Origin of the sequence: uncultured Algibacter sp. (assembly GCF_947490405.1) — a bacterium.
Classification (GTDB): domain Bacteria; phylum Bacteroidota; class Bacteroidia; order Flavobacteriales; family Flavobacteriaceae; genus Algibacter_B.
Genome location: NZ_CANLGU010000001.1, coordinates 414,811 through 434,149, shown reverse-complemented (window position 1 = coordinate 434,149; position 19,339 = coordinate 414,811). Strand labels below are relative to the sequence as shown.

Genomic DNA, 19,339 nt, shown 5'->3' with positions numbered 1-19,339 from the left:
TGAAGTTAAGCATTTTCATGGTAAAAATAACTTTACAAATAGTATCAAAGCATAAAATCTTAAGATTATCTTAATCGAAAAACAAAGTACTTGCAGAAAGCTTATTTTTGTGTTTTCCATTTAATTGTTATAATGAAAAAGTGGCTCCTAATTTTTGTTCCTATCCTATGTTTCTCGCAAGCGAGTCTTGATGAGGTTGAGAAGCTTCTTAAAAAAAGACAATTTGAGAAAGCAGAAACTCAAATTGAAGATTTTCTTAATAAACATCCAAATCATTTAAAAGCCATTGAGCTTTTAGGTGATGCTTATGGGTATCAAAAAAAGTGGGATTTAGCAGTCACAGAATACAAAAAACTACTTGATGCTAAACCAAATGTAGCCAATTATCATTACAAATACGGAGGTGTTTTAGGTATGAAAGCACTACAAAACAAACTAAAAGCACTCGGTTTAATTGGCGATATTAAAAATGCATTTACTAAAGCTGCAGAGTTAGATAAAAACCATATAGATACACGTTGGGCCTTGGTAGAATTGTATATGCAATTACCTGGAATTTTTGGTGGTAGTAAATCTAAATCTTTAAAATATGCCAACGAATTAGCAAATCTGTCTAAGGTAGACGGCCACTTAGCAAAGGGTTATATTTATGAGTATGACGATGAGCCAGAATTAGCAGAAAAACATTATAAGATGGCTATAGAAATTGGAGGTTCATTAACCTGCTTTAGTAAACTTACCAACTTTTACGAAAATAAGAAACAACCCGAGAAAGCTATTTTAACAATAGAGCAAGCTCAAAAAAAACACAAACGTAATGCATTGCATTATCAAATAGGTAAGGTGGCAGCAGAGTATAACACACAACTAGAAAAAGGTGAAGCATGTTTACAAGTCTATCTTAAAAATCACTCACCCAAAGATGGTGTCCCCAAAGCTTGGGCGCATTACCGTTTGGCGCAAATTCATACACACAAAAACAACAAAGTTCAAGCCTTAAAATATATAGATTTAGCCATTGCAGAACTCCCTAAAATTAGACCTTTTAAAAAGCAAAAGGAAGAAATTTTAAATCTTTAACATATGGGCGTTACCACAAGGGTCGGGCTTTTCAATACAATCTTTTTCTCGTGCCTCAAAAAAGGATTTCCATTCCAATCCCTAACGCAAAAAAACTTCCGTATTCCGTCTTTATCCTTCCAACTTCAATTCATATATTTACTTCGCAATACAATATGCGCTGTAGTATTAGTTGAATTGCTCAATACAGTCAAAAATTAAATATGAACGTACATTTTATAGCCATCGGTGGAGCCGCAATGCACAATTTAGCGTTAGCATTACACAATAAAGGGTATCAAGTTACTGGGAGCGACGATACTATTTTTGAACCCTCAAAATCTAGATTAGAAGCTAAAGGTTTACTGCCAGATGCATTTGGCTGGTATCCAGAAAAAATAACATCTAATTTAGATGCTATTGTTCTAGGTATGCACGCCAAAGCAGATAATCCAGAGCTTTTAAAAGCTCAAGAGCTAGGGCTTAAAATATATAGCTATCCAGAGTTTTTGTACGAACAGTCCAAACATAAAACACGAGTAGTTATTGGTGGAAGCCACGGGAAAACAACTATAACATCCATGATTCTCCACGTGATGCATTATCATGATAGAGAAGTAGATTATATGGTTGGCGCACAATTAGAAGGTTTTGATGTGATGGTAAAACTCACCGAAACCAACGATTTTATTGTTTTGGAAGGCGACGAGTATTTAAGTTCTCCAATTGATAGACGACCAAAATTTCATTTATATAAACCCAACATTGCGCTATTGAGTGGTATAGCATGGGATCATATTAACGTTTTTCCAACCTACGAAAATTATGTAGAGCAGTTTAGTATTTTCGTAGATTCAATTGTAAAAGGCGGAAGCATCAATTACAACGAAGAAGACCCAGAAGTAAAACGTGTAGTAGAAGCTAGCGAAAATACCATTAGAAAAATAGCCTACAAAACACCAGAATACAGTGTTGAAAATGGGCAAACGCTTTTAGAAACTCCAGAAGGCGAATTACCAATCGAGGTTTTCGGTAAACACAACTTAAACAATTTAGCAGGTGCCAAATGGATCTGCCAACATATGGGCATTGATGAAGACGATTTCTACGAAGCCATCTCTACCTTTAAAGGCGCTAGCAAACGTCTAGAAAAAATAGCTGAAAGTAAAAACAGTGTAGCATATAAAGATTTTGCACACTCGCCAAGTAAAGTAGAGGCTACTACAAACGCTGTTAAAGAGCAGTACGAAAATAGAACTTTAGTAGCCTGTTTAGAATTACATACTTACAGCAGTTTAAATGCAGAATTTTTAAAAGAATATAAAGGTGCATTAGATACTGCTGATGTTGCTGTGGTATTTTATTCGCCACATGCTGTAGAAATTAAAAAACTAGAAGAAATTACACATGAGCAAATCGCTAATGCGTTTCAGCGCGATGATTTAATTATTTATACCAATCCAGATGATTTTAAAGACTTTCTCTTCTCACAAAATTTTGATGATAAAGCACTCTTATTAATGAGTTCTGGGAATTATGGCGGTTTGGATTTTGATGAGGTTAAGGGGTTGATTGGGTAGTATTATTTAATTTTAATTTTGATGTCTTTTGGAATAAAATATTCTTGATATGCACTGTAAATAGTTTCACAATAAGCGTTAATTCTAATTATCGAATTTTTGTTAATTAAAGTTTTGTCTAAACTATCAATCAAATTTAATTTAGGAATAACAAAAATAATTTTTCCATTCAGTTCAGAAATTTGTCCTTTAAATTTTTTTTCAAATGGATGCGTATTTGTAATTGAATACTCATTAATGTTATCATTGCTATTTCCAAATAAACTTGGACCTTCTATGAATCGTTTTTTTAATTCTTGATGAAAGACATTCTCCCCTTGTTTAATTGAAAAACAAATATTTAGATTACTATAATCCTTAAAAAAGCGTATTGTTTTATCTTCTTTTTTAGGATATATTAAAACTGTTATTTCGAAATCATCGTTAATTAAATAATACTTTTTATCTGTTTCTAATACTCTTTTTGTGTCACTAAAATCGTTTTTAGAACAACTTGAAATAAATATTGCAACTAGTAAATAAGCAAAAAATATTTTCATTAATGTATTTTTAAATCATAAAACACTTCTCCAAAAAAGCCTCAATAATAACCTAATTAGTAATAGTCAATCCTAAATCTAAAGTTTTCAATTTTATTCAGTTTTGCTTAATATTTTTAATAAGGCGTATTAATAAACTTGTGATAGAAGTGAATAATATGATAATCCCGAAAAGCTAAAAAGGTTGAAGAAAACCCATATGTATATACTCCACCTATAAACCCACTAAATAGAAATATAAAATAGATAATGTTTTTCGGTCTTTTTATGTATTCAATCAATTGTAAATATGATTAATATATTATAAGAATTTAAACATAAATATAACATATTATTCTTACATATCTAAATTTTAAAACACTTTTCTAAAAATGCCTCAACACTAGCCTGATTAGCACGAATCAATTCTGCTCTTGCAAACTCAGTATCTTTAAGGTTTTTATCCTGAGAGAGTTTAAATTTACCTTCCCAACTATCTATAGTAATTTCAAACATGTTTATATATTCCAAATAACCATTCATTGCACGATTATCGGGTTCTAACACATACTTATGGTCTGGAGCTTCCAAAAACTCTGTCATGGTAATTAACGATTGTTTTAAAGCTTCTTTACTTTCAATAGCTTTTACTTTTCCTTTTAAGTGCACCTTAATATAATTCCAAGTTGGTAGCTGTCTTGAAGCATAAATGCTTGGAGAAATATAACATTGCGGACCAGAAAAAATGATGGTGATATCATTATCATCTTTCATAAGTTCTGCTTGCGGGTTGTAAATATCAATATGCCCAATAAGCTTACCAGTTTCATTATAAATTAAAGGCAAGTGAGTTATCAGGGGTGTGTTATTTTTTACAGAAATTAATGTAGCCAAGGGATAGGTTTTAATCACTTCAATCATGTGATTAATATCGTTGTCTTGATGGTGTTTTGGAGGGTATTTCAAATTATTGGTTCTTTCCGCGAAAGCGTGAGTCTATTTTAGTTATTAATTCTATTGCTTCTGAAATTTACAATATTTATCTTTAACCAATGCAAGAAAAACCATCGTCATTTTCAATAAAGAACTGGAGTCAAGACGATCAACCCCGTGAAAAATTACTTTATAAAGGTAAAGCCGTTTTAAGCGATGCTGAACTGGTAGCAATACTAATTGGTTCTGGTAATCGTGATGAAAGTGCCGTAGCTTTAAGCAAACGTATTTTGGCAAGCACTGATAATAATTTAAGCGATTTAGGAAAGCGTTCTATAAAGCAACTCATGGAATTTAAAGGTATTGGAGAAGCGAAAGCCATAACCATAGTAGCTGCCTTAGAATTAGGACGCCGCCGTAGAGGAGAAGAAGCTTTAGATAAGAAAAAAATAACGTCCAGTAAATCGGTTTTTGAATTGATGCAGCCTATTATTGGCGAGCTACAGCATGAAGAGTTTTGGATTATTTATTTAAATAACTCCAATAAAGTGATTCAAAAAAATCAGTTGAATAAAGGTGGTATTACTGGTACTTTAGTAGATGTGCGGTTAGTACTCAAAAATGCTCTAGAGGTTGGTGCTACAGGATTAATTCTTGCCCATAATCATCCATCTGGAACCTTAAAGCCAAGTGAAGCTGATAAACAGATAACGCAGAAATTAAAAATCGCTGCGCAAAGTTTGGATATAAAAGTATTAGATCATCTTATTATAACCGAAAAAGCATACTTTAGTTTTGCTGATGAAACCCTCTTATAATGCTTTTAGTTTATACACATAAAATATCACCAAGACTAAACTATATTTTTAAGCATATTTGCACCAGAATTCTAGGTGTAAAGGTTGATTTTACTACTAAAATAGAAGTGTTTATAGCACATGGTGATTTAAAAATGTCTTATACCAAGCAACAATTAGGTAATGAGTTTTTTATAAAAAGCCATGAGATTTTATTTGAGCAAGGTTTAAATGATATTGATATCCATATCCAAGATTGGGAAAACACAAAATGCTTTTTCTATCTTGGAGAGAAAAGCTCTATGCCTTTTGATATCTTTTCAGCATCCTTCTATTTACTATCAAGATATGAAGAGTATTTGCCACACGTTAAAGACGAGTATGGACGTTTTACAGCTACTGAAAGTTTAGCGTTTAAAGCAGGTTTTTTACATCAACCGGTAGTTGATATTTGGGCGTATAAGTTTAGAGAAGCCTTACAAAAACAATTTCCAGAGTTTAAGTTTCCAGAGAGAACTTATAAAATTAAACCTTTAATAGATGTACCCAGCGCATATAACTATAAGCTAAAAGGCATTATGCGAACCATGGGAGGGTCTCTTAAAGACTTTGTGAGATTAAGACTTAAAAGTTTGTATACCAGATTTATGGTGCTACTTGGATTTAGACACGACCCATATGACACGTTTAAATATTTAATAAATAGACAAAAAACTTCAGAGTTTAAGTTTCTATTCTTTTTCTTGATAGGAGATTACTCAACCTATGATAAAGGTATTAATCCAAACAAAAAGAAATTTGTGTCGCTTATAAAACATGTTGGCGATTATTGTAGAATAGGACTTAAAATATCGTATTTCGCTCTTGAAGATGATGTTCTTCTAAAAAAAGAAAAGCAACGTATGGAAGAAATTTTAAATACGAATTTAATAGCATCTAGACAGTCTTTTTCTAAGCTAAATTTACCTGAGACTTACAGAAATTTAATTGCATTAGAGATTAAAGAAGATTATACCATGGGATATGTTAACCACATTGGTTTTAGAGCAGGTTCTTGTACTCCTTTTTTATTTTACGATTTGGATTATGAAGTGCAAACACCATTAAAGATTGTACCTTATCATTTGATGGATTATGCCTTACTAAAGCAAAGATCTTTGCTGGATAAGAAGAAGGTCTTAAATGGGATAATTGATGCGGTGAAACAGGTTGATGGTGAATTTGTTCCAGTATTTCATAATTATACATTTGGTGATGCCAAGAGGTGGGAGGGCTACAAAGACTTATTTAATTTAATTTTAGAATCGCCAAATGAAGTTTAAAGGAATCACAGATATATTTTTTGATTTAGACCATACGCTATGGGATTTTGAAAAAAACTCTGCATTAACATTCAGAAAGATTTTTGAAGCTAATAGTGTAGCAGCTAATGTTGATAATTTTTTAGAGCATTATGTGCCAATAAATTTAAAATATTGGAGGTTGTATAGGGAAGATAAAATAGCCAAGGAAGATTTGCGTTATGCTAGACTAAATGAAACTTTTAAAGCGATTAATGTTAAGGTTAAAGATGATTTAGTTTACAAATTAGCTGATGATTATATCACGCATTTAAGTTCATTTAATAATTTGTTTGAAAACACTTTTGAAATATTAGATTATTTAAGTGAAAACTATAGATTACATATTATAACCAATGGATTTAATGAAGTGCAGCATAAGAAAATGACTAATTCTAATATTGTTCATTATTTTGAAACTGTTACTAATTCTGAAAATGCTGGTGTGAAAAAACCAAATCCTATTATATTTAATTATGCTTTAAATCTTGCAAATACTAGAGCAAATACAAGTGTTATGATAGGGGATAGCTATGAAGCAGATATTATAGGAGCTATAAATATTGGTATGGATGTTATACATTTTGATGTAAACCAAACATCAATAAATCGAGACGTTATACAAATTGATAACTTGATACATATAAAACAGTACCTTTAATTTTATTATTAATCTAAGTTAGCAAAGTGTATATTTACAAATAGAATAAATTAATTGAATATGAAAGCAAATATTTTTTCCATTGTTCTTACCTGTTTTTTAATTACATCTGTATTTTCTCAGAAAAGCATCAATAATTATAAATATGTTATTGTGCCTAATAAATTTGATTTTTTAAAGGAAAAAAATCAATATCAATTAAATGCTTTAGCAGAATTTTTATTTGAAAAGTATGGTTTTGAGGCTCTTATGGAAGGTTCAGATTACCCAGAAGATTTAACAGCTAATAGGTGTTTAGCCTTGAAATCTGATGTTTTAAAGGATTCTGGGATGTTTAAAACAAAGCTAAAAATAGAATTAAAAGACTGTGATGATAAGGTGGTTTTTACTTCAAAGATGGGAGAGTCTAGAGAGAAAGAATTTAAAACAGCTTATAATTTTGCTTTGCGTGATGCTTTTAAATTTATAGAAGCTCTAAACTATAAATATGAGCCTAGTGATAGAATAACCTCTGTTATTACTAATACATCTACAGCTGCTAAAACTGAAGTTTCAAAAGAAATTCAAGAATTAAAGCAAGAGATTGCTAATTTAAAACAGGAGAAAAAGGCAGAACCTGTTACTACAGATAGACCTAAAGTAGGTTTGCCTAAAATGGCAAAACAAGAGCCTAAGCAAGTTGTTGAAGCCAAAGATATTGAAAAAGCTGTATCTGATGTTTTGTATGCTCAAGCTATTGAAAATGGGTTTCAGTTAGTGGACAGCTCACCAAAAGTAGTGTATAGAATAAAGAACACTAATTTAAAAGATGCTTTTTTAGTTGAGGGTAGTAGTGCTTTGGTTTATAAAAAAGGCGATGTGTGGGTTATTGAGTATTACACTGGAAGTACTTTGATGCAAGATACACTTAATATAAAATTTTAAGGCTTTTAAATTGAAACGAGAACTGCGTTAGGGATTGTAACGGCATCCTTTTTAAAGTTTATAAACTGTGTTTTTATTTGAACCCGTTTTTTACAAATTGTTGAGGTTATTGTAACTTTAGAATAGTATTTTAAAAAGATATAGTGGAAAGCCCGACCTCTTGGGTAACGCCAAAAAACTAATACTTGTATTTATCTTTCCAACGTTGTTTTAAAAACTCGCGTTGTACATTTTCACGGGCATTATTTCCAGGTTCATACAAGGTTTCGTTTTTAATCTCGTCTGGTAAAAATTCTTGTTCTGTAAAGTTATTGTTGTAATTATGTGCGTACTTGTAATTATCACCATAGCCTAATTCTTTCATGAGTTTTGTAGGTGCATTTCTAATAGCTAAAGGCACACTTAAATCTCCAGTTTGCTTAACTAGTTGTTGCGCTTTGCCAATAGCCATATACGCAGCATTACTTTTGGGCGAGCATGCTAAATATGTGGCGCACTGGCTTAAAATAATACGAGATTCAGGATAACCAATAGTAGATACTGCTTGAAAGGTGTTGTTTGCAATTACTAGTGCAGTTGGGTTGGCGTTTCCTATGTCCTCACTTGCTGAAATTAGTAAACGACGCGCAATAAATTTTACGTCTTCGCCACCTTCAATCATGCGAGCCAACCAATATACAGCTCCATTAGGATCGCTACCTCTTATAGACTTAATAAATGCTGAAATAATATCATAATGTTGCTCACCTGTTTTATCGTATCGAACCGTATTATTTTGAATCCGTTCTAGCACTTCCTCATCACTAATTACTATCTCTTCGGTATCGTAAGAATTCACTAAAAGTTCAAAAATATTAAGCAATTTTCTTGCATCCCCTCCAGATAACCTGAGGAGTGCATTGGTCTCTTTTAAGGTTATACTTTTTTTTGAAATATGCTCATCCGATTGAATAGCACGGTTTAAAAGGGTTTCCAAATCGGTTTTGTCAAAAGCATTTAAAATATAAACTTGACAACGTGATAAAAGTGCTGAAATTACTTCAAAACTTGGATTTTCGGTAGTGGCACCAATAAGTGTTATCCACCCTTTTTCAACAGCCTGAAGTAAGGAGTCTTGTTGAGACTTACTAAATCTATGAATTTCATCAATAAATAAAATTGGGTTTTTAGTGGTAAACAAGCCGCCACTTTGTTTTGCCTTGTCAATGACTTCCCTAATGTCTTTAACTCCAGAATTTATGGCACTTAAAGTGTAAAAAGGTCTGCCAGATTCTGTAGCAATTATATTTGCAAGTGTGGTTTTTCCTGTTCCTGGAGGGCCCCAAAAAATCATAGAAGGTATTAAGCCTTGTTTTATGTGTTGAGTTAATGTACCGCCTTCGCCTACCAAGTGCGTTTGGCTAACGTAGTCTGTCAAGGTTTTAGGGCGTAATCGTTCTGCTAGTGGCACATTTGCATTCATAATTGTAAAATTACAGTAATTTATTAATTTTTTGGGAGTGTCTCCCTAAGAAAAATTGGGAGTCGTGCTTTTATTTTTAAATTCGTAAACATGAATATTTTGTAGTAACTTTTCATATTTAATGCTTGGTTGTGAACTATTCACGAAAATCTCTCTCGCTGGGTTTATCTGCCAATTTAGCACATAATATGAAGTTGGATAACTATTTGCTACCTTTATTTCAATGAGTAAAAAAGAACATTTTAAATTTTCCACAGGTGTAATTGCATACCCTATATTTTTTGTATTAACTATTTGGTTAGTGTTTTGGTTTGAGGTACGTTTTGGTTACAACTTTAGTAAATATGGTGTTTACCCACAAACATTAAAAGGATTGCGAGGTGTTTTGCTAAGTCCGTTTCTACATGGAGATATTAAGCATATATACCATAATACAGTACCATTATTCGTGCTTTCAACAGCATTATTTTATTTTTACAGGCACATAGCATGGAGAGTTATTTTATTTGGTATTCTATTGTCTGGTCTCTTAACTTGGTGTATTGGCAGACCATCATACCACATAGGAGCAAGTGGGCTTATATATGTATTGGTAAGCTTTACGTTTTTTAAAGGTGTCATTGCAAAGCATTACAGGCTTATAGCTTTATCTTTAATGGTAATATTTCTTTATGGAAGTATGATTTGGTATACGTTACCCATAGAAAAGGGTGTTTCTTGGGAAGGACATTTAGCAGGTTTAATTACTGGGTTATTATTTGCACTATTTTTTAGAAAAGAAATAGCAAAACCCAAAAAATATGTTTGGGAAGAAGAACATTTTAATGAAGATGATGATCCGTTCCTTAAGCATTTTGATGAAGATGGAAATTTTATAGAAACCCTAGAGCCAGAAATGGAGGAGAAGCTACCTACTGTTAACTATACTTTTAAGGATAACAAATTGGATTAACGACGTTGTCTTATAACTTCATATAAAAAAGCACCACAGGCTACAGATACATTTAAAGATTCTATCTCGCCAAATAAAGGGAGTTTGGCTTTAGCATCAACAACTTTTAAAGTAGAGGGGTTAATACCTCTGCCTTCTGATCCCATAATGATGGCGCAAGGTTCTATAAACGAAACATCGTATAAGGTATCATTTGTTTTTTCAGTAGCAGCAATAACTTTTATACCAGAAGCTTGCATATAAAACACAGCATCTTTAATATGGTCTACTTTACAAATAGGAATTTTAAAAACAGCACCAGCACTTGTTTTTATGGTGTCTCCATTAACTGGTGCACCACCTTTTTTCTGGATGATTATTCCATCAACACCAGTACATTCAGCAGTTCTAATAATAGCACCAAAATTTCTAACATCACTTAGTTGGTCTAGTAAAAGAAAAAGAGGTGTTTTACCAGACTCCATTACATTCATAACAAGGTTTTCAATGTCATGAAATTCTATGGGTGAAATTTGAGCTACAGCACCTTGATGATTCTTTTTAGTGAGTCTATTAAGTTTTTCAACTGGTACGTATGATCTATTTATAGACTTTTTGTTTAAAAGCGATTCTAGCTCACTGAATAGCTCGCCTCGTTCTCCTTTCTGTAGAAATACTTTATCAATAGTTTCCCCAGCATTTATAGCTTCTATAATAGCTCGTATTCCGAATATCTGAGTTTGGTTTTCCATTGGGGTAAAGGTATTAAAAACTACTCTTTTTTAAAGAGTAGTTTTTAATACCTTTTAATTTAGTGTTTTAAGATTTTTTGACTGAAAGAACTATTGTCAGTAAATATTTTAATAATATATAACCCATTAGGTAATTGACTTAAATTGATTCTGTTTTCATTGTAATTTTTTATAAGGATTTCACCTAATGTACTATATACTTCTAATTTTTTTATTTTTTTATTTATTTGGATATTTAATATGTTAGAAGTAGGGTTGGGAAATATATGGGATTTATTAAATGTTAAGGAATTATTAGTTAAAAGAGAACATGGTTGAGAACTAGTACCTGATTCTATTGTTTTACGAGGAGTTAGATCTTTACCTGTAAAAGCTGGATAATCAAAAGGTAATTTTGTTGCTCTAAAAACAGGGTTTGCTGATGGTATATCTCCTTGAGCTATAATTCCGTTGCTAGAATCAGGATTGATATATTCCCATACTATATCGTTGTTTGAATCGATTTCAAAAAAATAACCTAAAGAACCAGAACATATTAAAGTGTTTCCATTAGATAATCTTTGAGCGCCTGATAATATAGGTGAATAGAAGTTTTTAGGGTCTACTGGATTTACGTAATTCCACTCACTATCAATTGGTCCATAACCATTAATATTATTCTCATCATATATATAAACCCCATTTGAAGATTGAGGAGGATCTATAATATCTATGGAAGAATAATTTATTGGTAGATTATTCATGTCTATATTTCTGGCACCACCATTATTGAAAATGATAACCTTACCAGCATCAGAGAACCCATCAGGTATCCAATGTGCGAAATGCTGACCGAATAGTTTTGTGTCATCAATATCTCCATGATCATAAGCTTCAGGATTTCCCCAACGATAAAGAAAATCTCCCCCTTTACCATAAGTTCCTCCAGAATTTGAAGATGCTTCATTTGTTGTAGTAGAATGATCTATAATATATATTTCGTTCATTAGTCTGGAGCTAATTATAATTTGGTCCAGATTAGAATTATATTGAATGGAATTGAAGTGTAACCAATTAGCACTACCTCCATTTGGGTTGTTATTTAAATAGTTAATGTCTAAAAGCTGCTCATTATCAGCTATAACTCCAAAATTACTTTTAGTACTATCAAAGTCTTGAACTAAATGATCTTTTATGTGCCATTCCCAAACTATTTCTGTACTTCCGCTGGTCAAATTAGGTTTAAGTTCTAGGATTTGTTCATTAAACAATTTTCCCTGATTAATTAAAGAAGGGTTTCTACCAGCTTGAATAGCTTCAGCTTCATTTAATGTTGATACAGCAAGCATTAAAACGTTACCATTAGGTAGTGGAAATATATCGTGATGTTGAGAAACTTGAGGTGTAGAATAAATGTATTCCCAAATAACATTACTATTCCAGTCTAAAATTTCAACTTTGCCACCAACACCACCAAATGAAATATCTGGATTACTCACTTTGCCTGCCCTCAATAAGTTACCAGATTCTAGTAAATAAACAGAATTACCAGGATTACTAGTACTATTCCATTGATGTACAATTTCACCACAATTATTAATTAAATAAGTTTTTTTTGATGTATTGGGTGTAAACAAAGTATATCCATTAAAAACACCACTTTCATTAGTAATTACACCTACGGTATTTTGTGAGTTTAGGTACAAACTAAAAAAAAGCAGTAGGCTAAAGTATTTCATATGATATAATTTTACTATTAGATTAGTCATATAAGGCTTTAAAGGAAACCATATGAGATTAAGAATTGAAGTTTAATTTTTTATTTCTTTTAATTTAAAAGAAATAAAAAAACCACTTCTTTAGAAGTGGTTTTTTTATTTAAATCATACCTTTTTTGTAAGTAATTTTTAACCTTGAAAAACAACAGTGCCTGTATCCGAATCGGTTACAGTATAAGTTGATCCAGATATTGTTAATATATACTTGAATAAAGTTGAATCAGGATTGCCTTGAACAACTCCACCAACTTCGGTATTCCATAGTCCAGTTAAATCAACAGTATCCAAAGATAAACCAGGTTTTGCAAATGTTAAGATTACAGGCACATCAATTGGATCTGCTGGAGGAACAGCAGTAGTGTTAGTCCAGAAAGTAGGAGCTAACCAATAGTTTCCGTCTGGTAAATCTCCAGGAGATAATCTTATTTCCTCAGGACAATCACTGTAACTAGCAGCTATAGGACCAGAAAAATCTGCATTATAAATTTCTATATCAAAATCATAATCACATAGATGATGTTCACCACCATCAGCATCTAAATACAAAGCATCCCAGTCCATATTGAAAACAAAGTCATCTGAGGTTGAATTTGTTATACTGAGACTAACAACAGGAGTTTCTAAAACCTCATAAATATCTGGTACACCAGCAGGTGTTATTTGTAATTCCAAAGTTTCAGTTCCCTCAGGTAATATGTCATCATTAATTGCAACTTCTAAAATGGTTGATGTTTGAAAAGCAGGAACAACAGCAGAGCCAACAACAAAGTCAGCTTCAGAAGCATTTCCACCTACTTGGTTTGCAATAAAAGTTGTAGTAGTTTTAATTGGCTTATCCATGGTAATCATAATGTTCACAGTTGGTGAATCAGATTCACTCAATGATGATGATGATATGGTAGCCGAAACGACTGGTTTAGCATCTTCACTAATCACAGAAGATACATCAGTATCGTCACAACTAATAACTGTTCCGACAATAGCAATTAAGAAAATTATATATTTTATTTTTTTCATTTTTTCAATTATTTAATTAAAATTATTGTCTGGTATAAGTTGTTGTCCATTCCCTTGGCCCACCATTAAAGAACGTCTCTCTATGCTGCATTGTAATAATACCATTTTCGGCATCCCAAGTGCCTCCTAAAATATCACCAATACCAAATCCACCACCAGTTCCATAGTCTAAATCACCTGTTGGTAGAATTTCCCCACAAAGCTCAACGACATTACCTCCATTAAATAGGCCTGCATTACCTGTACAAGAATCTAACCAATATCCATCGGCAGTTCCAAATCTCCAAGAACCATCTGCGTTTTTCGTAATTGTAGTAGTATTTTGACGTAAACTTCCTGGACACCAGTCATTAGTTACAGTATAAGTTCCTGACAAGTCAGCAAAACATTGATAAATCAATGATAAAGTAGTTTGCTTACTACTAGCTATGACATTATTACCTGAAGGATCAGTTAATGTTAAAGTCAATATTGGAGCTACATCCAACGGAGGTTCTATACCATCTGTTATAATAGTTATTGGTAATGTAGCTATGTAGTTTTGACTCGCTAACAACATTACAGTGCTAGAATTAATTCTATAATGAACATTTTCAATGGCTGTTGTATTATCAGCGTCAACCGATATTGATACTGCCACATCTTCAGTATAGCCTACAAGATTTGGACCTTGAAGCTCTACAGTTACATTTGCTGTTTTTTCTTCACCATCAGCTACTGCACTTACTGTTTGGTTTAAAGTTGAAAAACTAGTAAAATTTGGACCATCATCAAAAGTTTTTGTTAAACTATCATCATCTAAAAGACAAGATGTAATTGTTAACATCACCATAGATAACAATATAACTGGATTTTTTATTATTTTTTTCATTTTTTTTATTTTAAATTATTATTGCATCCAGAACGTTCGTCTATCAAATGCGGCATTTGTTCCTTGTTCAGGTACATTATCAGAATTTGTTGAGAATTCTCTAGTAGGATACAACAAGTTCGATGGAAATATTGGAGAAACTGCATCCACAGGTAATGGTATAAAAGAAGGGAAATTAGTTCTAACTCGATCCATCCATACTTCAAAACCAGTTATAAATCCTCCAGCTACCCATTTTTGAGTTATTATTGCTTCTAACTCATTTCCATTGGCTACAGCGAGATCCCAATTTATAATATTATTAGAGTTTAGTTCATAAGCAGCGGCGGCTGTGGCAGGAGCTGCTACTCCCATTTCTGTAAATGAAGCTTCGATTCCAGATCTGTACAAATCACCAGCATTACCTGGCATCAAACCTCTGTGAACAGCTTCAGCTTGTAAAAATAAAGCCTCAGAACCTAACATCAATTGAGCATCTTGATCTGGTGAATTAAGTAAAGCAGGACCTAGTTCAGACGTATTTGATGTGTCAAATTGTGTTTCGTATACGTTTTGAGGAACACCACGTAACTCTCCATCCGAAGAAGCAGGTAAAAATAATCTAGATACTCTAGGGTCTAAGTTGTCTGTCATAAAGTTAATGTATGTTTCGCTTCCTCTTGTAGCACCACCATTTCTTTGAGGTGCAGTTGTGCTTCCTGGAGTGAAACCATGCAAAGACCAAAATGGATTTTGTTGATTAACTTGGTCTGCATAACCCGGATTTACAGCAACAGTGCTAGTTATGAATCCGATACCATTATTCATTATTTCCGAATATTCAGCACTAAGGTCTTTACTTAGATTAGCTTGCTTAATTAATATTCTTAATTTTAGAGTATTTGCAAACTGCTGCCACCTTTGCATGTTGCCCCCCATTATGGCATCGTTTGCTATGGCTGTGGTCTCAGGTGGAGCATTATTGATCATTGCTATGGCTATATTAAGTTCATTGTATAAATCATCATAAATAGCCTCATCATCGTCATAGGTAGGCCTTGGATTAAGACCTCTAGCAAAAGCTTCAGAATAAGGTATATCTCCATATTGATCAACTAATGTTGCAAAGTGATATGCTTTCATGATTTTAGCAACAGCCTTGTAATTATCGAACTCAATACCTTCAAAATTTTCTACATAATCATAGTTAGATAAAGGTAGAGTGTAAGTGTTATTCCATAATGATTGGTAAGTGTCTGTATTAATAAAATATTGTTGTTCAGTGTCATACCATACTCTGTCTCCAGAATCTGAAATTACACCAGCATATATACCTCCTAAAAGGTGAAAGGCATTACCAGCATTATTAGCATTGTAAAACATATCTGCTGTTTGCTTTTGAGCAACAACTAGAGTAAGGTCAGGTGTAGATGATGGAGGATTAGTTGTACTATCATTTACATCTATATAACTGTCACTACAAGAGTATGACATTATCATTGTCATAAATAGTAGTAAAATTGAGTAATATTTAAAATTTTTCATTTTCATTCGTTTAAAATTTAATGTTTACTTTCATACCGTATGATCCTGTTGGTGGAGCTTGAGCAGAAGAACCAATACCAGTAGTACCAGATCCAGTAGTATTGATTGAAAATTCAGGGTCAGTATACCTGTTTTCATCTGGTCTGAACATAAACAGGTTATTTGCTATAAGCCCTACTGTAATAGCTTCGATAGAAGTGTTTTTCAAAAGTTTACTAGGAAAGTTGTAATCTAAAGCAATTTCTCTAATTTTTAAAGCTGTAGCATCAACAACATAATTTTCTTTTATGTTATTGTATGCATTCTGCCAAAACTGTCTGGTACCACCAGATGTAGGTCTGTCGGTGTTTTCAACAAACACACCTGAACCAGGAGCGGTTTCATAAACAGAATTTGGGAAAATAAATGGTTGTCTGTTTGTAGAAGCACTCTGAGTTGTTAATCCAGCAAATTCTAGAGCTTCTACTAAAGTACTGTAGAAAACATGACCAGTTTTATAATCAGCAACAGCCCTCAAAGATAAATTTTTATATCGAATCTTAGTATTTAAACCCATTATTACGTCGGGAACAGTAGACCCAAGATTAACAAATTCATTTGTAGCAAATGGATCTCCATTTTCATTTACAACAATTCTTCCTTGAGCATCTCTGGTATAACCTGGCGCAGTTAGTTGAGGGAATGGATTTCCAACTTGAGCTTCAAGAGCTGCAGTATTTTGGAAAGAAGTCTGTACTCCTTGCGCTAATGTTCCATCAGCCAATGATTCAACATTAGAATCATTAAAACTGTAATTGAAGTTAACATCCCATTCAAAATCTTCTGTCTGTATTGGAGTAAAACCAAAATCTATTTCTATACCTTTATTAGATATCACACCTAAATTCGTGAGGAAAGTTAAAGCCCCAGAAGTTGCAGAAATTGTTGAATTGTTAATTTGATCTTCAGACTCTACATCATAATAGTTAGCCTCTAATCTCACTCTGCTTTTAAAAAATTCAGCTCTTAACCCGAATTCTGTAGAATAAGAAAATTCAGGACTTAAGTTCGGATCTACAGCTCTTGTTGTATTTCTCAAACCTGGAGTTGTACCAAATGGAAAGCCAGTTGGTGTTATAAAGTTTTCATTTGTTAGACCGATACCTGCATCATTACCTACTTTAGCATAACTTGCATTGAATTTTAAAAAACTTAATACGTCGCTTTTAATTGAAGGAAAAGCATCTGTAGCAACAAATGATAAACCTCCACTAAAATAAGAATAAGTGTTGTTTTCAACTGGTAATGTTGATGATGTATCTTGTCTCCAAGAACCGCTTAAAAAAAGGAAATCTCTGAATCCTACTGTTGTATCTGCCATGTATGAATAAAGCCTTTTCATAAAGACACCTTGAGGAGAATTGAAATTAACATTATCAAAGTCAAGGTTACCTGTTCTTACATTAGCATTGTAGATAACATTGGTGAATAAGTTATTAGAAGATATGTTAATTTGGTTATTTCTTCTGCTCTCCACGTGAGTACCAACCAAAAATCTCAAACTGAAATCTTCATTTAAATCCTTCTCTAGAGTTAGAAATAAATCTGAATTTAATCTAAAATCATTTCGCATACCGTCTCTTACGGCATTAACCTCATCATCAGGTCTAGTGTAAGTAGTAGGAGCATAAGTATATGCTTCATTAGTGTTTTTGAATTCACTATTGAACCAAGTACCACCCAAAGTGTAACTAGCGGATAACCAATCGTTGAAATTGTATTTCAAATTAACAACACCTTGTAATCGATTTGTTCTAGAGTTGTCTCTATTTTGATCAACTATTTGATAAGGATTTTTGAAGAATGCATTAAAATATGTCTCTGGAGTAGAGTAAAGATCAGTTCTCCAGTTTCTATAATCACTCAATCTATAATGTGCAGGTGTATTAAGAAGTATTCTGTAAAAACTACCATCACTTGGACTTGCCCCAGCTACATTAGTTTTGTCTTGAAAAAAGGAAATGTTAGTTGATGTTTCTAGTTTACCAGACTTCATACTACCGTTAAACCTAAAATTGTCTTTGGTATATTTGTCCCCTGGCGTAACACCTTTAGTGTCAACTCTTTGCGCTGAAAAGAAATACGTAGCATTTTCATTCCCTCCACTTAAAGATATTCCATTTTGCGTGGTTATACCAGTTTCAAAAAAACTTTGTCTGCCTTCTTTAACGGGAGCATAAGGTAAGACTTGAAATGTTCCGTCTGGAAGAGTAGGTCCTACTTGTCTTAAAGTCCCATCATATCTAGGACCCCAGCTTTCGTTTTCAATAGGGTTGTAATCAAAAACATTAGAAGAGCCACTACCAAACTCTGATTGCGTTTCAGGAAAAAACTTAACCTCTGTGAAAGTTACAGCAGAGTTAATGCTAACATTAATTTTTTCACTATTCTTACCTCTTTTAGTTGTTACGATAATTGCACCATTAGCACCTTTAGATCCATAAAGTGTTACAGAAGTGGCACCCTTTAGTATCGTTACATTAGCGATGTCCTGAGGGTTTAAATCTCCAAGAGAACTATCAGATTGCGGTACACCATCAACAACAATTAAAGCATTGTTATTTTGACTCAAAGAGTTGTTAGCTCTAAGTCTAACAGTAGTTGTAGGGTTAACACCATTATTGTTGAAGTTGATATTTAAACCTGTTGATTTACCTATAAGGGCAGATTCAATTGAAACAGGAGCTGCTTGAACTAAAATTTCTTCATCAAGTTCAACTGTAGAGTAAGCTAACTCTTTTGGCTTTCGCTCAATACCAAATGCAGTAACGATTACCTCCTCAAGAGCTTGAGCATCTTCTTGTAATGTAACATTAATTGTGTTTGAGGCACCAACTGAAACTTCTTTTGTGGTGTATCCTACAAAACTAAATACAAGGGTTGAACCCTGATTAGCTTTTATAGAATAATTACCATCAAAATCTGAAGATGTACCAGAAGAAGTACCTTTAACTAAGACAGTTGCTCCAGGTAAAGGCAGACCAGAACCATCTGATACTGTACCTGAAATTGTCTTTTCTTGTGCAAACGTTAGTTGCACAACAAACGCTAGTAATAGCGTTAGAATTCCACTAAACTTTGTTTTCATTTTATAATTATTTGAATTAGTCAATGCCAAAAATCATAAAATAAAGTTAATAAAACAATAAATAATGGTTAAAATTTGGCAAAAAG

Annotated in this window: 16 protein-coding genes; 7 read left to right on the top strand and 9 right to left on the bottom strand. The window is 32.8% G+C overall.

Annotated elements, in window-relative coordinates; all coding sequences use genetic code 11:
* The first annotated feature begins 132 nt into the window (after positions 1-132).
* Positions 133-1,080, top strand: coding sequence for a tetratricopeptide repeat protein (locus tag Q0772_RS01690; RefSeq protein ID WP_298339405.1), 948 nt, complete (start codon positions 133-135; stop codon positions 1,078-1,080).
* A gap of 203 nt (positions 1,081-1,283) precedes the next feature.
* Positions 1,284-2,639: a Mur ligase family protein gene (locus tag Q0772_RS01685; protein WP_298339400.1), complete on the top strand. Its 1,356-nt coding sequence runs from the start codon at positions 1,284-1,286 to the stop codon at positions 2,637-2,639.
* A 2-nt stretch (positions 2,640-2,641) separates the two neighbouring features.
* Here Q0772_RS01685 and Q0772_RS01680 read toward each other — a convergent pair whose 3' ends face one another.
* Both Q0772_RS01680 and Q0772_RS01675 read right to left on the bottom strand, forming a co-directional pair.
* On the bottom strand, positions 2,642-3,178 hold the full coding sequence (locus tag Q0772_RS01680; RefSeq protein ID WP_298339397.1) for a hypothetical protein: 537 nt from the start codon (positions 3,176-3,178) through the stop codon (positions 2,642-2,644).
* 345 nt (positions 3,179-3,523) lie between these two features.
* Positions 3,524-4,123, bottom strand: coding sequence for an FMN-binding negative transcriptional regulator (locus tag Q0772_RS01675; RefSeq protein ID WP_298339394.1), 600 nt, complete (start codon positions 4,121-4,123; stop codon positions 3,524-3,526).
* A gap of 86 nt (positions 4,124-4,209) precedes the next feature.
* Here Q0772_RS01675 and radC point away from each other — a divergent pair, with 86 nt between their 5' ends.
* Genes radC through Q0772_RS01655 form a run of 4 tightly spaced genes read left to right on the top strand, consistent with a single transcriptional unit; the run spans position 4,210 to position 7,812 of the window.
* On the top strand, positions 4,210-4,908 hold the full coding sequence (radC, locus tag Q0772_RS01670) for a DNA repair protein RadC (protein WP_298339391.1): 699 nt from the start codon (positions 4,210-4,212) through the stop codon (positions 4,906-4,908).
* Complete coding sequence (locus Q0772_RS01665; RefSeq protein ID WP_298339389.1) at positions 4,908-6,209, top strand: polysaccharide deacetylase family protein; 1,302 nt, start codon at positions 4,908-4,910, stop codon at positions 6,207-6,209. Before radC ends, Q0772_RS01665 begins: the two co-directional genes overlap by 1 nt.
* Positions 6,199-6,888, top strand: a complete 690-nt coding sequence (locus Q0772_RS01660) for a YjjG family noncanonical pyrimidine nucleotidase (RefSeq protein WP_298339387.1) — start codon at positions 6,199-6,201, stop codon at positions 6,886-6,888. Before Q0772_RS01665 ends, Q0772_RS01660 begins: the two co-directional genes overlap by 11 nt.
* Before the next feature lie 60 nt (positions 6,889-6,948).
* Positions 6,949-7,812 carry a hypothetical protein gene (locus Q0772_RS01655; protein WP_298339384.1) on the top strand — a complete coding sequence of 288 codons (864 nt, stop codon included), beginning with the start codon at positions 6,949-6,951 and terminating at the stop codon, positions 7,810-7,812.
* 178 nt (positions 7,813-7,990) lie between these two features.
* Here Q0772_RS01655 and Q0772_RS01650 read toward each other — a convergent pair whose 3' ends face one another.
* Positions 7,991-9,274, bottom strand: coding sequence for a replication-associated recombination protein A (locus Q0772_RS01650; RefSeq protein WP_298339380.1), 1,284 nt, complete (start codon positions 9,272-9,274; stop codon positions 7,991-7,993).
* Positions 9,275-9,497: 223 nt separating this feature from the next.
* On the opposite strand from Q0772_RS01650, the gene Q0772_RS01645 reads away from it, so the two are divergent.
* Positions 9,498-10,226, top strand: coding sequence for a rhomboid family intramembrane serine protease (locus Q0772_RS01645; protein WP_298339377.1), 729 nt, complete (start codon positions 9,498-9,500; stop codon positions 10,224-10,226).
* Here the strand turns inward: Q0772_RS01645 and rlmB are convergent.
* From rlmB to Q0772_RS01615, 6 genes are all read right to left on the bottom strand, one after another.
* Positions 10,223-10,957 carry a 23S rRNA (guanosine(2251)-2'-O)-methyltransferase RlmB gene (gene rlmB, locus Q0772_RS01640; RefSeq protein WP_298339374.1) on the bottom strand — a complete coding sequence of 245 codons (735 nt, stop codon included), beginning with the start codon at positions 10,955-10,957 and terminating at the stop codon, positions 10,223-10,225. The genes Q0772_RS01645 and rlmB overlap by 4 nt on opposite strands.
* Positions 10,958-11,016: 59 nt before the next feature.
* Positions 11,017-12,675: an aryl-sulfate sulfotransferase gene (locus tag Q0772_RS01635; RefSeq protein WP_298339371.1), complete on the bottom strand. Its 1,659-nt coding sequence runs from the start codon at positions 12,673-12,675 to the stop codon at positions 11,017-11,019.
* Between the two features lie 168 nt (positions 12,676-12,843).
* The gene (locus tag Q0772_RS01630) at positions 12,844-13,731 is read right to left on the bottom strand and encodes a hypothetical protein (RefSeq protein WP_298339368.1); all 888 of its coding nucleotides are present in this window, start codon (positions 13,729-13,731) and stop codon (positions 12,844-12,846) included.
* A gap of 22 nt (positions 13,732-13,753) precedes the next feature.
* Entirely contained in the window at positions 13,754-14,602 is an 849-nt protein-coding gene (locus Q0772_RS01625; RefSeq protein WP_298339365.1) for a hypothetical protein, read from the bottom strand.
* Positions 14,603-14,620: 18 nt separating this feature from the next.
* Positions 14,621-16,126 (bottom strand): SusD/RagB family nutrient-binding outer membrane lipoprotein, encoded by a 1,506-nt coding sequence (locus Q0772_RS01620; protein WP_298339362.1) that lies wholly within the window; start codon positions 16,124-16,126, stop codon positions 14,621-14,623.
* A gap of 10 nt (positions 16,127-16,136) precedes the next feature.
* Positions 16,137-19,253, bottom strand: coding sequence for a SusC/RagA family TonB-linked outer membrane protein (locus tag Q0772_RS01615; RefSeq protein ID WP_298339359.1), 3,117 nt, complete (start codon positions 19,251-19,253; stop codon positions 16,137-16,139).
* Positions 19,254-19,339 lie beyond the last annotated feature (86 nt).

Coding starts and splice junctions, on each gene's coding strand:
- Q0772_RS01630 (WP_298339368.1), bottom strand. CDS start 13,731: ATGAAAAAAATAAAATATATAATTTTCTTAATTGCTATTGTCGGAACA.
- Q0772_RS01655 (WP_298339384.1), top strand. CDS start 6,949: ATGAAAGCAAATATTTTTTCCATTGTTCTTACCTGTTTTTTAATTACA.
- radC (WP_298339391.1), top strand. CDS start 4,210: ATGCAAGAAAAACCATCGTCATTTTCAATAAAGAACTGGAGTCAAGAC.
- Q0772_RS01665 (WP_298339389.1), top strand. CDS start 4,908: ATGCTTTTAGTTTATACACATAAAATATCACCAAGACTAAACTATATT.
- rlmB (WP_298339374.1), bottom strand. CDS start 10,957: ATGGAAAACCAAACTCAGATATTCGGAATACGAGCTATTATAGAAGCT.
- Q0772_RS01680 (WP_298339397.1), bottom strand. CDS start 3,178: ATGAAAATATTTTTTGCTTATTTACTAGTTGCAATATTTATTTCAAGT.
- Q0772_RS01615 (WP_298339359.1), bottom strand. CDS start 19,253: ATGAAAACAAAGTTTAGTGGAATTCTAACGCTATTACTAGCGTTTGTT.
- Q0772_RS01650 (WP_298339380.1), bottom strand. CDS start 9,274: ATGAATGCAAATGTGCCACTAGCAGAACGATTACGCCCTAAAACCTTG.
- Q0772_RS01645 (WP_298339377.1), top strand. CDS start 9,498: ATGAGTAAAAAAGAACATTTTAAATTTTCCACAGGTGTAATTGCATAC.
- Q0772_RS01690 (WP_298339405.1), top strand. CDS start 133: ATGAAAAAGTGGCTCCTAATTTTTGTTCCTATCCTATGTTTCTCGCAA.
- Q0772_RS01620 (WP_298339362.1), bottom strand. CDS start 16,126: ATGAAAAATTTTAAATATTACTCAATTTTACTACTATTTATGACAATG.
- Q0772_RS01625 (WP_298339365.1), bottom strand. CDS start 14,602: ATGAAAAAAATAATAAAAAATCCAGTTATATTGTTATCTATGGTGATG.
- Q0772_RS01660 (WP_298339387.1), top strand. CDS start 6,199: ATGAAGTTTAAAGGAATCACAGATATATTTTTTGATTTAGACCATACG.
- Q0772_RS01635 (WP_298339371.1), bottom strand. CDS start 12,675: ATGAAATACTTTAGCCTACTGCTTTTTTTTAGTTTGTACCTAAACTCA.
- Q0772_RS01685 (WP_298339400.1), top strand. CDS start 1,284: ATGAACGTACATTTTATAGCCATCGGTGGAGCCGCAATGCACAATTTA.